This window comes from Desulfovibrio sp., from assembly GCF_047607245.1.
GTDB lineage: Bacteria > Desulfobacterota > Desulfovibrionia > Desulfovibrionales > Desulfovibrionaceae > Desulfovibrio.
This window is the reverse complement of sequence record NZ_JASGDK010000028.1, coordinates 1-14588: the sequence shown is the minus strand read 5'-3', so window position 1 is coordinate 14588 and position 14588 is coordinate 1. Positions and strand designations below refer to the sequence as shown.

Here is a 14588-nt window from a genome sequence, read left to right as displayed (position 1 = left end):
CCATAGAGCCGCATTCACACGTCCGCTACGCATTGTTCGGGCATAGCCTGGGCAGCGTCATGGCTCTTGAAACAGCCCGTGCGCTACAGCACGCCAATACGCCTATGCCTGCCGCTATCCTTGTTTCCGGTCGCTTTCCCCCTCACGCCCAGGCAACGCGCAAGCGCTTCCACACCATGCCTGACGCTGCCTTGCTTGATGAAATGCGCCGTCTTGGCGGAACCCCGGAAGAGATACTGAACAGCAAAGAAATCATTGAGATGCTGTTGCCCGTGGTACGCGATGATTTTCGCCTGCTTGAGACCTTTGATTCACCGCAACTTCCCCGAGTGGCCGCACCGATCCACGTATGCTGCGGCCGCGATGATGAAGATTCGCCAGTTGCCCTGCTGGAACGGTGGGAAGAGGTCACCTCGGCATCTTGCAACATTACGCTTTTCGAAGGTGGTCATTTTTATATCAACGAAAGCCGCGATGCCCTGCTGCATCATATTGACGTGGTAATGCGCAATGTTGGGAACCACCACGTCCTCAACCGGAGTTTATAATGCTCTCAACCTTAGACCACGCCAAATGGTTACCCATCACCCCTGACACGGACGCATCACTGCGCCTTTTCTGCATCCCCTTTGCAGGAGGCGGCGTTTCAATGTTTCGTGGCTGGCAGGAATATTTGCCCCATAACGTGCAACTATGCCCGGTGGCTCTGCCTGGCCGCGAAAAACGCATGGCGGAAAAATCCATTACCAACATTGCCGAGCTTACCGACATACTGTGCACTCTGCTTACACCCTACACCGACAAACCTTTTATTCTTTTCGGCCATTGCTTCGGAGGATGTCTCGCCTTTGAAACGGCTCGCAAGCTCCACTCCCGGGGGACAAGCCCGGCTATGCTTGCCGTATCCGGCTGCCGTGCACCGCATATTGAACCACCTCTCAAGATTGCGGACCTGCCTTCGGATTCCTTCACAGAAGCACTGCGCCGCTTCAAACTCACACCAGAAACAGTGCTCGACATTCCTGATCTGCTTGCCCTTTTTATCCCCACATTACGGGCCGACTTTAAAATGGACGAAACCTACCGCTACACAGAAAGTCTGCCTGTGTTTGATTTTCCTGTAGCTGTCATGTTTGGTGACGAAGATGCCATTATCCCACAGGAATGCATTACTCCCTGGCAAGGGTATGCCCATACACCCGTTACCCTGACCCAGTTCAACGGCGGGCATGTTTTTTTTGCCGACAACCCGGGGCCCATGCTGCACGCCATATTCACGGCCCTTGATGGCACCGTTAAACACTAACCTCTGTTGCCCTCCTTCATCAGGGCACTCTTCACTTCTGGGACAAGCATCATCGCCGGATGCTTGTCCTTTTGTATTATGAAGCGTTAATTTACAGAAAATAAATTTCATTTTCAATTCAGGGTATAATCGCTCCGACCTCGGGGATACTCCGGGCACGGTATTCCATACAGTGCTCAGAGTTACCTGTCCGGGGATATTGCAGCCCCATAATGGATTCATGCCGGAGTCGCTCATGCCTCATAAGCATATGAAACTTGGCCGCCATTTCCGCGCGTTACTGCTGCTGGTGGGTCCTATTCTCTTATCGCAGTACGCATATCTGGCTTCTGGCATGGCCGATACAATCATGTCCGGAAGCCTGGGCACAGTGTATCAGGCTGGCGTAGCCGTGGGGGCCGCCGTGTGGGTCCCAGTGCAAATGTTCATCACTGGCACATTATACGGCGTCATGATTGTAATTTCGCAACATCACGGCGGTGGCCGGCACGCTGAACTGGTTGCCACGGGACGCCAGGGGCTCTGGCTCGCCCTGCTTCTGGGACTGGCCGGAATGGGGCTACTGCTACTGGTTCCGCCCAATCTGACGCTTTTTGGCGTCACGCCGGATGTGGCCGAGCAAGCCGCAACTTACCTGAACTATCTTGTGTGGGGGCTGCCTTTTTCCAGCCTCGCCATTGGCATGCGCTTTTACTGCGACGGGCAAAAAAATGTGCTGCCCGCCACGGTTATTTCCATCATTACCGTTCTGGTCAATATCGTGCTCAACTACGGTCTGATGTTCGGCAACCTGGGCATGCCCAGCATGGGCGTTGCGGGCAGTGGCCTTGCCACGGGCATCAGCATGGCACTCTCAACACTGCTCTTCGCCGCCTATGTGAGTATCACCCCAGCGTATCGCCACCACCGCCTGCTGTCATCGTGGGCGCGTCCCATCCGGAAGAGCATCGGCACATTGACGGCCGTGGGTTTACCCATAGGCATTGCCCTTATTTCTGAATTTCTTGTCCTGTCAGTCATTGCGTTATGTATCAGCACCGGAGGGGCCGTCCCCATTGCTGCCCATCAGATTTCATTCAATTTCATGATGGTTCTGTTCGCCATTCCTACCAGCATTGCCATGGCGACTAGTATTCTGGTCGCCAATGAACGGGGAAAAAACAACCGCCAAGGTGAACAGGAGGTCGTCCTCACTTCCGTGGCCACCGGATGCTGCGTCGGACTGGCATTGACCATCATAATGTGGCTCTGCGCTGAGGGCATGGCCGGGGTGTACTCCAGTGACAGCGCCGTTATCAGCCTGGCCACGAGCATTCTGATGGTCGCGGCGCTGTTCCAGTTGGTCGACGCTGTGCAGATATGCCTCAATGGGGCGTTGCGAGGCATTGAGGACACGGTGATTCCTTTTCTTATTACCAGCGGCATCTATTGGCTGTTGGCCTTTCCCTTGGGCTACGCCCTCTCTGGCATGCCCCTGCCTTTTGGCTTGCGTCGGTTCATTCCTGACTATGGGGTTGTTGGCTGGTGGTTTGCGCTGGTGATCGGCATCACGCTGGTAGCCCTGTTGCTGGGACGCAGGGCTCTCAGGCTATTTTTTGGCAACAGGGGGGCTGACGCCCGCGCCGGGGTTCATGACTCTGCATCAGAACCCTCGCACTCGGGCGTATGAGCTGTTCGCTTGGCTATTAACAATGGAAGGAAAAGTAATGTCGCACCACAGATCCGCGGGGCAAAAACATCCAAAACATGTGCTTAACCAAACTCGCCGGGGTATTGCAGCCTTGGCCCTTTGCCTGACTATGGCCGTTCCGGGGGGGGCGTTGGCCGAAGACACGGCCACTGAGGAAAAAGAGAATTACCGGCTCCCGACCGTTATTGTCACAGCAGACAAGCGGGCCACGGATGTACAGAAAACGCCTTCTTCCATCTCGGTCCTCACAAGCGAAAAGCTTGAAGACGCCAAGGTGGACACCATCGAACGTGTTATGCAGAGAGTTCCCAACCTGAATCTCAGCCCCTTTATCGGCGGTGCGAGCCTGATGTCCTTCCGGGGTGTGACCACATCACCCGGCACGGCCACAAGCCCCATTGTCATGTATGTGGACGGCGTGCCGGTGGACACATACTTCAACCTGGACGCACCACTCATGAACGTGGAACGCGTGGAAGTTCTGCGCGGCCCCCAAAGCGCCATCTACGGCAAAAACGCCATGGGCGGCGTCATCAACGTCATTTCACGCAAGCCAGGCAATGAATGGCACGGCGGCATTCAGACCGAGTACGGTTCTTATAATACCTTCAAGGTCGGCGGAACCGTCAGCGGCCCCATTGTTGAAGACAAACTCTTTTTTTCGGTTTCGGGGCAGCACAACACCACCAACGGTTTTATGGAGCACGACGACACGTCCGACGGCAACAGGGAGCGTACAGAGCGCATTAAGGGGCAACTGCGCTTTACCCCTACCAAGGACACAGAATTTAACTTCCACATAAATTACACCGCCCGCCGCGACGGCTATTCCAACGCTATCTGGGGCGACAGCCCAACGCTGGATTCTCCGCTCAATGACGGAGACTACCTCAACACTGACATTCTTAATATGGCTCTTACTGCATCAGTAAATTTTGAGCCCCTTATCCTGGAATCCATCACCACCTTCCGTAGCGAGTTTTTGGACTACGCCTGCGATATGGCGTTTGTGTATAATCCGTTGACGCTGAACCCTCTGGGGGCCAGCGCAAAAAATTTCGATACCGGGCGCAAAAACGAGCGCAAGGAGTTCACACAGGAACTGCGCATCAAATCCCCGGACAGCGCCGATGGCGTAAACTGGCTGGCTGGCGTGTTTGGCGGATATACAGACATGCACATCCGTAGCGTGTATACCGACGCCAAGGCTAACAACTACCCTACTGGCATACCCGGCTTCACCACCACAGCCACCATGTATCAAAACCAGCCCAGCCACGAATACACGCAGGATTATGCCGCCTTTGGCGAACTGAGCGTCCCTCTGACCTCAAAACTGCGGGCCACTGGCGCTTTACGTGGTCAGTATACGCACAAAAAGATCAACATTCGCAATGATTCCACTATGAGTCTTCCAGATTTCGGCATCACGCAACAGCTGGCGAAAGTTGATAAAACGCATGATGATTCGTGGATGGAACTGCTGCCCAAATTTAATCTCAGCTATCAGTTTACTGACGATGTCATGATGTACGCTGGGGTCAACCGCAGCTTCATCCCGGGCGGCTTCAATAATGTGAGCAGTACCGGCTTCAACATGAAATACGACTCCCAGACCGCCTGGAACTATGAACTTGGCACAAAGACAGAATGGTTCGACAAAAAACTCCAGCTCAACGGGGCCCTTTTCTATTCAACTTTTAATAATCTTCAGGTCTTCAAATACGACGCAGGATCGGGCCAATATCTGAGCAGCAACGCCGGTTCCGCCAGAAGTTACGGTTTCGAAGTGGACGCCCTGGCGCATCTTTTGCCTGGTCTGGATGCCGAAGCCAGCTTCGGCTACACCAACGCCAAATTTGACGATTACACCCATAACGGCAAGGACTATTCCGGCAACAAAGTTCCCTACACTCCCGATTACACAGCCTCGTTTGCTCTTCAGTACCGTCACGAAACAGGTATCTTTGCCCGCGGTGAAGTGCTGCAGACAGGCGCTCTCTACTGGAGTGAAAACAACGAAGAACAGCGTGGCGACATCACCCTGCTTAATGCCCGTATCGGTTACGAATATGAAGGCTTTGGCGTTTATCTGTACGGCAATAACCTCACCAACCGGAACTACCTCTCCTACTACACACCAGTTTCCAACGTCGGCATGATGGCCCGCCCTCGTGAAATAGGCGTTCAGGCACAGTACACCTTCTGACCTGGTTTGCTGAAGCCCGCCCCGCCCGCCACGGTTCTTCGTGGCGGGCGAAATTTACCTACCTTACAGAGTGACCGCATATTATGGAAAAGACAACTAAGCTTATCCGCCTTTCTTCACGTTCCCGGCTTATGCTTGGCGGAGCCATTTTCTTCGGCGCTCTGGACGCCCTGCTTATCCCCATTCCTTTCCTGATGGCCTGGCGAATTATGGAACAACTCATGGGGCACGCCGTTCAGGGAAGTATCTCAACGCTTTTCTACTACGCAGCGCTGGCCGTTTTTGCCCGCTGGGCCTTCCAACTCTCCTCCATAGCCCTTTCGCACTTTGCGGCCTTACATGTTTCCACAGATCTGCGCCACAGGCTGTTGACACATCTGGGCGATCTGCCGCTTCACTGGCATGCCGGGCAGACCACAGGCGGCCTGAAAAAAGTGTTCACCACCGATGTCGGCCAGGTCGACGGCTTCATCGCCCATCACATCCCAGACACCATATCGGCATTGGTGCTACCTCTGACAGCGCTTTCTTGTCTGACTTGGATCAATTGGAAACTTGGGCTGTTGCTGATTCCGCTCTTTGTGTTGTGTCTGGTGCTCCAGGCTGGCAGCTATGCCGTCATGGGCAAAAATAATATCTGGAAAACCTATAACGAAGCCCTGGAAAACCTCAACGCGGCGGTGGTGGAGTTTGTACGGGGCATGCCCGTAATCAAACTTTTTAACCGTGGCGTGGACTCGTTTGCAAAAATGCGCGAAGCCATTGAGGCGTTCAGAGAAATACAGGTGTTGGGCTACAAAGTTTTCGCGCCCCGCTGGGCCATGTTTTCATCGTTGACGGTCATGCCATTCACCGTGGCGGCCATCGGCGGCAGTATCCTCTACCTCACAGGGCATGCCTCACTGGCGGACGTAACCCTCTTCCTTATGCTGGGCGGTGTGTCACTGTCGCCGCTCACAAAACTGAGCCGCCTGGCTGCTATTGCCGCTGAGGCCGGACAAAGTGTGACGCGCATACGTGCCGTATTCGCTGCCCCCGTTGAAGAACGCGGCACGCTTTCCGCAAATGCGGCAAGCACCGCACGCATAGAAGTGAATAACCTCTGCGTGCGTTTTGGCGATAAAACCATCCTCCAAAATATCAGCTTTACCGCCGAGCCCGGAACCACAACAGCGATAGTAGGCGCGAGCGGCTCAGGCAAAAGCACTCTGGCAGCCGTACTGGCGGGTATGGAAGAAATTTCGGGGGGCAGCGTGCGCATCGGCGGTCATGCCCTGGCAGAATTTCCCTCACCGGAACTGGCGCGTCTTGTTGCTCCGGTATTTCAGGCTCCCCATATTTTCACCACCACAGTGAGCGAAAACATTGCTCTTGGTGTGCCTGACGCCACCCCCGAAGCTATCACGGCTGCTGCGACAGCGGCCCGCTGCGACGAGTTCATCAAGGCTCTCCCCAAGGGGTTCAGCACGCGCATTGGCGACGGTGGAGAAACCCACCTCAGTGGCGGCCAAAAGCAACGTATCGCCCTTGCCAGAATGGCCTTGCGCCGCCCCCCCATCGTGATTCTGGACGAGGCCACGGCCTATGCCGATGCGGAAAGCGAAGCGGAAATCCAGGCAGCCCTGTCCACCCTGCTGCAGGGGTGCACGGTCGTGGCTGTGGCGCACCGCCTGCACACCATAGCCGGAGCAAATCAGATTCTTGTCATGGACAAGGGATGCATCGCCGAACGTGGTACGCATGAAAGCCTGCTGGCCTCTGACGGCATGTACGCCGCCATGTGGAACGCGCATCACAAGGCCCGTTCGTGGAGTATTACATCCGGAAAGAAGGACAGTCAGATATGCTGAACATACTTTCAATCCTCGCTGGTGGACTCGGCTCACTCAAGCGGGCGTGCACGCTCAATATGGCCCTCATGGGCGCACAACAGGCCTCATACGTCGTGGCATTCTTTCTTCTTCAGGCGCTTATGCCTGACAGTGAAAACGGAGCCCTGTCCCTGATTGTCTGGATATGTTTGCTGGCAAGCCTGGCCGTGGCCTACTGTGTTCTCAACCTGCGATACCTGCTGGCCGCCTTTACTGGCGCTTACGCCATCAGCTCTTCGCTGCGCCTGCGCCTCTGCAACCACCTGCGGGGGCTTTCCCTGGCTTTTTTCAAATCGCGCGACACAGGTGAGCTTTCCGCTTCGGTCATCGATGATATAAAAAGCATGGAAACCGTCTTCGGCATGTACCTCTTTGATCTCATTGCCTGTCTGGCTTTTCCACTGCTTCTCGGTCTCATCATGCTGTTTTTCAGCTGGCAGATCACCGGGGTGCTCCTGCTTTCGGTCATCTGCGCCCTGCCCTTGATGCTGCTGGCTTGCCGGGTGACGGCAAGTCAGGGGCACGCTTACCTTAAATCCCGGGATGACGCCTTTGCTTCATTGATGGACTACGTTGGCGGCATACGCGAACTCAAGGCCGCCGACCTTACCGGTCTGCGCTATACCCCCCTGTACGACAGATGGAAGCAGTACCAGCGGTTGAGCATGAAAATGGAAGGCCAGTACGGCGTTCTTTCTATGGCTTATTCGAGCACCTTGGATCTGGGTTTTCTGGCAACTATGTTGGCCGGGCTTCACCTTGTGGGTTCCGGTGCGGCGAGCATTCCGGCTTTCATGTTTTTTCTGGTGGCGGGCTGCCGTTTTGTGGAGCCCATGCAGCAGCTCGGTGTGGTTCTGCCGGAGCTGCGGCACGGCATCAGCGCCGCCCAACGCCTATACGGCATCATGCAGACGCAACCTCTCCCCGTACTTGGGCACGAGTCAGCCAATGGGCATGCCGTGAAATTTGAGAATGTTTCTTTCGACTATGGAAATGGCAGGGTCATACACAACGTCTCTTTTTCCATGCCGGAAGGCAGCGTGACCGCCCTTGTGGGCCATTCCGGCAGCGGCAAAAGCACTCTGGCCCATCTTCTGCTACGATTCTGGGATGTTGAAGAAGGCAGAATCACCCTTGGCGGCGTGGACATTCGCGCTATGAAGCCAGAAGAGCTTTACTCTCACTTCAGTGTGGTCTTTCAGGATGTATACCTTTTTGACGACACAGTATGTAGCAACATTCGCATGGCACGTCCTGAAGCCACTTTTGAAGAAGTGGTAGAGGCCGCCCGCAAAGCGCGCTGTCACGATTTCATTGAAGAATTGGAGCACGGGTATGAAACGCGTATCGGTGAAGGCGGTGCGCTGCTTTCCGGCGGAGAAAAACAACGTATTTCCATTGCACGGGCTATTCTCAAAAACGCTCCTGTCGTCATTCTTGATGAAGCCACAGCCTCGCTGGACCCAGAAAATGAGCTGCACATTCAGGAAGGACTGAATTCCCTGCTGGCAGGAAAAACCTTGCTGGTTATCGCCCATCGCCTTGAAACCATACGGCATGCCGACGCAATTCTGGTGCTTGAGCAGGGCCGGATATGCGAAAGTGGAACCCATACGGCCCTGCTTGACCGTGAAAACGGCGTCTATGCCCGTTTATGGCGGCATCAGAACACGCTTAAAACTTGGCAGTTGCCGTCAGGTGGAGACAATTTGCCCGGCACGGCCAGCCTGACCATATGAAGGTACTGTCAATGAACACGAGCCTTGCATCAATGCGAACGGCACTGATAGCCGCTAAGCTGCGTGTACGGCGGCGGCCTAAAACAGCAATCACGGTGGCGCTGGCGCTGCTTGTTCTATGCGTTTTGCTGCTCCCTGAAGCTGCGCCCCAACCTCAGGTGCGCGGCACGGGCATGGTCGGCAAAGGCACGCTGCGCAAGGAGTTTTCCGTAACAGGGATAATAAAACCCGAAGAAGGTGCGGAAGTTAAAACGGGCAGTCGTTTTACAGGAGTCATCCAGACGCTGAACGTCAAGCTTGGAGATCCGGTAAAAAAAGGACAAATCATCGCAGAACTGGACGCTCGCGAACAAAAGGCAGAATGCCTCAAACTCGAAGCCACATTGCGCAAACTCCGGGCCGAACTGGAAATCGCCGAACAGACCTACCCGCTGCAAATAAAAGAAACAGAAGCTCTTATGGCTTCGGCCAAAGCCGAAAGGGATTATACGCAACGCAATCTCAAACGTATGTCCTCGCTGGCCAAAGTATCGGGAGTTTCGCAAAACGATGCGGAAAAGGCCCGTCAGGCGGCTGATATGGCTGCGGCGCTTTTTGCGCAGCACCAGACCGCCCGACGGCGGCTTGAAGCGGAATATGGGCTTCGAACGGCCTACCTGAAAGAAGCCATAGCCGAATCAGAAGCTGAGCTTATCTCTGCCGATGCCAGACTTTCATACGCGACCATCGTAAGCCCAATGGACGGTGTTGTTAGCGAAATTACCGCTCAGGAGGGGGAAACTCTGGTTGCCGGGTTTCAGGTTGCCTATCTGGTGACGGTACTTGACCCCCGACGTATGGAATTACGCATGTTTGTTGATGAAAACGATATAGGCCAGGTCGGCGTGGGCTCACGCGTAACCTTCACCGTCGAGGCTTTTGCCGACAAGACGTTCGAGGGCATGGTGGATCTGATCCACCCAGGCCCGGAAATACGCAACAATATCGTTTACTACCGCGCCCTCGTGCGCCTCGCGCCCGAAACAGCCCTGCAACTGCGTCCTGAGATGACTGCGCGGTGCAACATTCTGGTCGCTGAAAAGGACGATGCTCTTCTTGTTCCCAATACTGCCTTCAAGTGGCTGGGGGACAAACGGGTTGTATTCGTTGTCGACGGCGACAGCGTGCGACCTGTCACTGTACGCACGGGCCTTGCCGGGCTCAGCGATACCGAAGTCGTCGAGGGGCTGGTTCAAGGGCAGACAGTGGCTACGCGCCTTGACCTGCCGACACCGCTGCCCAAGGAGTGGCTGCAATGAGCACGACGGCGACAGCACCGTCAGGAGCGAAGCACCCGCCCGTCAAGCTTGAACATGTGAGCAAGACCTTTGCGCGGGACGGCCTTGAAACCAGAGTGCTGCACGACATCAGCCTCGAAGTTTCACATGGCGATTTTATCGCCCTTACGGGCAGCTCCGGGTCCGGCAAATCCACACTGCTGTATATCATTGGTCTTCTGGAGCAAACCACGGGCGGCTCGTACCTTCTGATGGGGCATGACGCCACGGTACTGGACGATGTGTCGGCCAGCGCCTTCCGCAACAGCCTGTTCGGTTTTGTTTTTCAGAGTTTTTTTCTTATCCCCTACGCGTCCGCACTGGACAATGTGCTCCTGCCCGGCGTTTACAGCGACAAACCGGGAGGCGAGCTACGCCAGCGGGCGGAGCTGCTACTGGAGCAAGTTGGCCTTGCAGACCGTATGCACCATATGCCGGGACAGCTCTCCGGCGGGCAGCAGCAACGCGTGGCTCTGGCAAGAGCTTTGCTTAACAGCCCCGCCATTCTTCTTGCCGACGAACCCACAGGTCAGCTCGACACAGCCACCAGCCGCGCCATTCTGGATATACTGGGGAATATCAATGCATCAGGCACAACTATCATAATGGTAACCCACAGCAGAGAAACTGCCGCCGCGGCCACACGCCGCATCGCCATGCGTGACGGCAGAATTTTTCCACACCACACGGCATGAGCCTGCGCCAGACATACCGCATATTCAGACAGGCATGCCTTTCCATAAGAGCCTGTTGGGCCAGCAGCCTGTTCATAGCCGGAGCCATCAGCCTGGGCATAGCTGCATTGACCGTAATTCTGGCGTCTGTGGAGGGGGCGGAGCGCAAGGCCGAGGAACTTGCCATCAAGTTCGGGCCCACGGCCATCAATGTGATTGGCGGCAACCTTGTTGAACAAGCTATAAACCAGCGCCCTATGACCCTCACCTGGGAAGATGCGCGCCGCATAGGCGAGATCATGCCCGGCGTTGCACGCGTTGCCCCCCTGCTGCTGAAAAGCGACGTGGCTGTTCAGGGCGGTGGAGTACGCCACACTGTAGATACGCTTGCCGGTTCGGGTGCGTGGCACGGCCTTTCGTGGGGCTGGTACCTTACAGAAGGCAGAGATTTTACTGAAATCGATCTGCAGCATGCCGAAAATGTATGTTTTCTCGGCGCGGCCACAGCCGAAAGACTCTTCGATGGGCAAAGTGCTCTGGGGCGTCTGGTAGTTGTTGAGGGCGTGCCTCTGACGGTCATCGGCGTATTGTCGCGGCAAGGGCTTGTTTCAGGTGATGTGGAATTTGATGACAGAGTTACCGTACCCATTACCACAATGATCCGTCGATTCAATCTTTCACGCCAATACCTGACGCAACTGCGCGTGGCATTTCCGGAAACCAGTAGCCCGGAAGCCATGTCCTCATACCGGGAACAGATGGGAGCCTTGCTGCGGCACCTGCACAATCTGCCAGCAGGCGCTCCCGATGATTTTCTGCTGGTAACCATGCAGGACATCATGCAGTTCGTGGATGTGGTCAAGGGCAGCATTGTAATTTTTCTCGGCCTTGTGGCTGTTGTCACTATGATTGTCGGCGGATTTACCCAAGCGAACCTGTTCTACCTTGCCGTCTCGGACAGAAGCGAAGAAATCGGCCTCAGAAAAGCCTTGGGAGCTTCGCACCAAGCCATATTCAGGCAATTTCTGCTGGAAGCGCTGCTGCTGAGCTGCGGCGGAGCGCTGCTGGGACTCGGGCTTGGGACAATTTTTGGCGAGCTGCTCAGCCGTTTCGACCTGCTGCACATTCGTCTTTCACCCTTTGTTTTTACAGCGGGCGTGCTTGTAGCCTGCGCCATAGGCTGCATCTTCGGCGTCCGCCCGGCCAGGGCCGCTGCCGGTCTGCCGCCGGTAACGGCCCTCAAGGGAAACGCATGACCTATGATGCAACACATTCGACTCGAAATCGGCAAGGCATGAAAAACTATATCCGCCTGCGCCGAAGCGTCCTTGCCATACGCATGGTCTGGTCTGTGCTGATGCAGCACAAGCTGCGCACCACACTGGCCACCCTTGGCGTATTTATGGGGGCCATGCTGCTTACCTGCATTCTTCATGTGCTTGAATCCATTAACCTGAAACTGAAAAACGAAGCAGAAGGGCTTGGGGCCAATCTGGTGACTATTGCCGCCGCTCCTGTGGATTTTGTGCGCCTTACGAATAAAATTGAAGAAATTTTAGAACCCTCCGAAACCACTTCTGGTGTCAACCAGAACAGTATATCGCAAACCGCAGAAACCACAGAGCAGCAAAGTGCTTCTTTGTCGCCCCCCAAGGCCGCTACACTGACTGAAGCGGATATTGCGGCTTTGGTAGATGGGCTTCCTTCCATAATCCAGGGGGTTCCTTTCATACTTGCCAGTGGTCAGGCAGGCAGCGGATTGCGGCGTAGTAGTTGCCAGATGCTGGGCACTACGACTGCCTTTCCAGAATTGCGCCACTTCAGGCCAGCATACGGACGATTTTTCAATAATGATGAAGCCCTTGAAGGTGCGCGGGTCTGCGTGCTCGGCAACTTTCTGGCAAAATGGCTTTTTTCCAGTCCGGAAGCAGCGTTGGGTAAAACTGTTCGCGTAGGAAAAAGCCGTCTGCATGTCATAGGCGTTATGGAAGAAAAAGGGATGGACCCCAGTGGATTACGCATGGACGAGCTGCTTATTCTCCCCATAGCGTCCTACACCAGAAGTACGGACAGGCAGGAGCATATTTCAGGAGCATGGCTTTCACTACGGGACAGGAACGATCTGGAGCCCCTGAAAAATTCCATCAGCACGCTGCTGCGGGAGCGCCATCGCCTTCCACCCGGCAAGAGCGATTTCACACTAACTATGGGTGATCAGGTCGATGAGCTTGTGGGCAATGCCCTGCGGCTTGTTCGAACGCTGGGAATCATTGGTTCTGGGCTGTCTTTTGCTATTGGCACGCTGGGCATTTTGTCCATCATGACCCTGCTTGTCCGGTCGCGCAGACTGGAAATAGGCCTACGTCGTGTGGCCGGCGCGACCCGGCGGCAGATATTGCTTCAGTTCATGGGTGAAGCTGCATTTATGAGTGCTGCCGGAGGCTTTGCAGGCGTTTGCGCAGCCCTAGCATTCTGCCTGCTTTTGGCAGCATCGGGCGCTCTTCCTCCCTATTTCAGCCTGTCCATATCACTGGGTGTTTTCGCCCTTTCAACCTGCTGTGGCATCCTGGCGGGGACCTATCCGGCATGGAAGGCCGCCCGCACCAACGTATTACAGGCACTGCGGGCGGACTGAAACCGTAGCAGCATCCACGTCACCCTTATTTCGCACAACCCTGGCAAACAGCAATATTCTTGTGCGAACTACGCCGAAATTTGGTTTCGTGTTGACTCGCAGCATTGTTTTCGTGGTGGCATTCTGTCGCCATTCCAGTTCCGGAATGCCGTGCGCTCAATGGAACAGGAATCACACGCGGCCATACGCCGTCCAATATTTCCGAGGAGCATATGCCGACATCTAAAAGCAGGTTTGAACGGATTGAATCTCTTTTTTCTGGCCTCACGGCAGATGAAGCAGAACCTCGTATTTCTGCAAACAACACGAAAGTCCAAAGTGTCAGACACATCACACCTCTTACTTCTACCGCGCTGGCCCGGAACTGGGACGTTCTTAAAAAATACACGTCTCTTGATACGGACGACCAGCAGTGCCTCGCTGACGACGAAACCTGCCACCGTATAGGTGCCTATTCAAAAAACATCGAAAACTGCGTGGGGACGCTGAAAATACCTTTGGGCGTAGCTGGCCCCCTGCGTATACACGGTCTGTTCGCCAAGGGTGATTTCTATATTCCCCTGGCCACCACGGAAGCCGCCCTTGTAGCATCATACCACAGGGGGTCTCGCCTGATCACCGCTGCGGGGGGTTGCTCCGCCTTGATACATGATACTGCGGTCCCCCGTTCTCCTGGCTTTGTTTTCCGCAACATACGGGAAGCTCATGCGTTCGCCCAGTGGGCTGTAAAACACTTTGACACTTTCTGCGTTGAAGCAGCCAAGACAACTGGACACGGCAAGCTTGTGGACATGCGGATCACCTTCGAAGGCAACCATGTATACATTAATCTGGAGTTTTACACAGGCGAGGCCGCCGGACAGAATATGGTCACCATCGCCGCCGCCGCAGTAGTAAACTGGATACGTGAGCATTCTCCTGTCAAACCCGTCCGCAGCTATGTTGAAGCAAACCTGTCTGGCGACAAAAAGGCCACATGGCTTTCACAGCTGTCTGTTCGAGGCAAAAAAGTTACGGTCGAAGCGTCCCTGCCCGATGCGCTTGTGCGGCGTTACCTGCATGTTTCTGCAAAGGATATGCAACAGGTATGGTTGATGACCGCAATGGGCGGTATCATGAGTGGAGCTATGGGCATTCAGGCTCATTTT

The 14588-nt window shown here is 55.1% G+C and carries 10 protein-coding genes and 1 pseudogene; all 11 read left to right on the top strand.

Features of this window, described 5'->3' with window-relative positions:
* A partial coding sequence (locus QM579_RS02390) for a thioesterase II family protein (protein ID WP_414997631.1) occupies positions 1–548 on the top strand: 548 nt, incomplete at its 5' end.
* Positions 548–1306 (top strand): thioesterase II family protein, encoded by a 759-nt coding sequence (locus QM579_RS02385; protein WP_414997630.1) that lies wholly within the window; start codon positions 548–550, stop codon positions 1304–1306. The genes QM579_RS02390 and QM579_RS02385, both read left to right, overlap by 1 nt.
* 235 nt (positions 1307–1541) lie before the next feature.
* Positions 1542–2975 (top strand): MATE family efflux transporter, encoded by a 1434-nt coding sequence (locus QM579_RS02380; protein WP_414997629.1) that lies wholly within the window; start codon positions 1542–1544, stop codon positions 2973–2975.
* Between the two features lie 37 nt (positions 2976–3012).
* Positions 3013–5205: a TonB-dependent receptor gene (locus QM579_RS02375; RefSeq protein WP_414997628.1), complete on the top strand. Its 2193-nt coding sequence runs from the start codon at positions 3013–3015 to the stop codon at positions 5203–5205.
* Between the two features lie 83 nt (positions 5206–5288).
* The gene (locus QM579_RS02370; protein ID WP_414997627.1) at positions 5289–7055 is read left to right on the top strand and encodes an ABC transporter ATP-binding protein; all 1767 of its coding nucleotides are present in this window, start codon (positions 5289–5291) and stop codon (positions 7053–7055) included.
* On the top strand, positions 7049–8815 hold the full coding sequence (locus tag QM579_RS02365; RefSeq protein WP_414997626.1) for an ABC transporter ATP-binding protein: 1767 nt from the start codon (positions 7049–7051) through the stop codon (positions 8813–8815). The genes QM579_RS02370 and QM579_RS02365 overlap by 7 nt, the downstream gene beginning before the upstream one ends.
* Positions 8816–8826: 11 nt before the next feature.
* Positions 8827–10113, top strand: a complete 1287-nt coding sequence (locus QM579_RS02360) for an efflux RND transporter periplasmic adaptor subunit (RefSeq protein WP_414997625.1) — start codon at positions 8827–8829, stop codon at positions 10111–10113.
* Entirely contained in the window at positions 10110–10826 is a 717-nt protein-coding gene (locus QM579_RS02355; protein WP_414997624.1) for an ABC transporter ATP-binding protein, read from the top strand. Before QM579_RS02360 ends, QM579_RS02355 begins: the two co-directional genes overlap by 4 nt.
* Complete coding sequence (locus tag QM579_RS02350) at positions 10823–12061, top strand: ABC transporter permease (RefSeq protein WP_414997623.1); 1239 nt, start codon at positions 10823–10825, stop codon at positions 12059–12061. The genes QM579_RS02355 and QM579_RS02350 overlap by 4 nt, the downstream gene beginning before the upstream one ends.
* Positions 12062–12099: 38 nt before the next feature.
* Positions 12100–13440 carry an ABC transporter permease gene (locus QM579_RS02345; protein ID WP_414997622.1) on the top strand — a complete coding sequence of 447 codons (1341 nt, stop codon included), beginning with the start codon at positions 12100–12102 and terminating at the stop codon, positions 13438–13440.
* Between the two features lie 212 nt (positions 13441–13652).
* Positions 13653–14588, top strand: a pseudogene (locus QM579_RS02340) (hypothetical protein); the annotation flags it as partial.

Coding starts and splice junctions, on each gene's coding strand:
- QM579_RS02385 (WP_414997630.1), top strand. CDS start 548: ATGCTCTCAACCTTAGACCACGCCAAATGGTTACCCATCACCCCTGAC.
- QM579_RS02380 (WP_414997629.1), top strand. CDS start 1,542: ATGCCTCATAAGCATATGAAACTTGGCCGCCATTTCCGCGCGTTACTG.
- QM579_RS02375 (WP_414997628.1), top strand. CDS start 3,013: ATGTCGCACCACAGATCCGCGGGGCAAAAACATCCAAAACATGTGCTT.
- QM579_RS02370 (WP_414997627.1), top strand. CDS start 5,289: ATGGAAAAGACAACTAAGCTTATCCGCCTTTCTTCACGTTCCCGGCTT.
- QM579_RS02365 (WP_414997626.1), top strand. CDS start 7,049: ATGCTGAACATACTTTCAATCCTCGCTGGTGGACTCGGCTCACTCAAG.
- QM579_RS02360 (WP_414997625.1), top strand. CDS start 8,827: ATGAACACGAGCCTTGCATCAATGCGAACGGCACTGATAGCCGCTAAG.
- QM579_RS02355 (WP_414997624.1), top strand. CDS start 10,110: ATGAGCACGACGGCGACAGCACCGTCAGGAGCGAAGCACCCGCCCGTC.
- QM579_RS02350 (WP_414997623.1), top strand. CDS start 10,823: ATGAGCCTGCGCCAGACATACCGCATATTCAGACAGGCATGCCTTTCC.
- QM579_RS02345 (WP_414997622.1), top strand. CDS start 12,100: ATGAAAAACTATATCCGCCTGCGCCGAAGCGTCCTTGCCATACGCATG.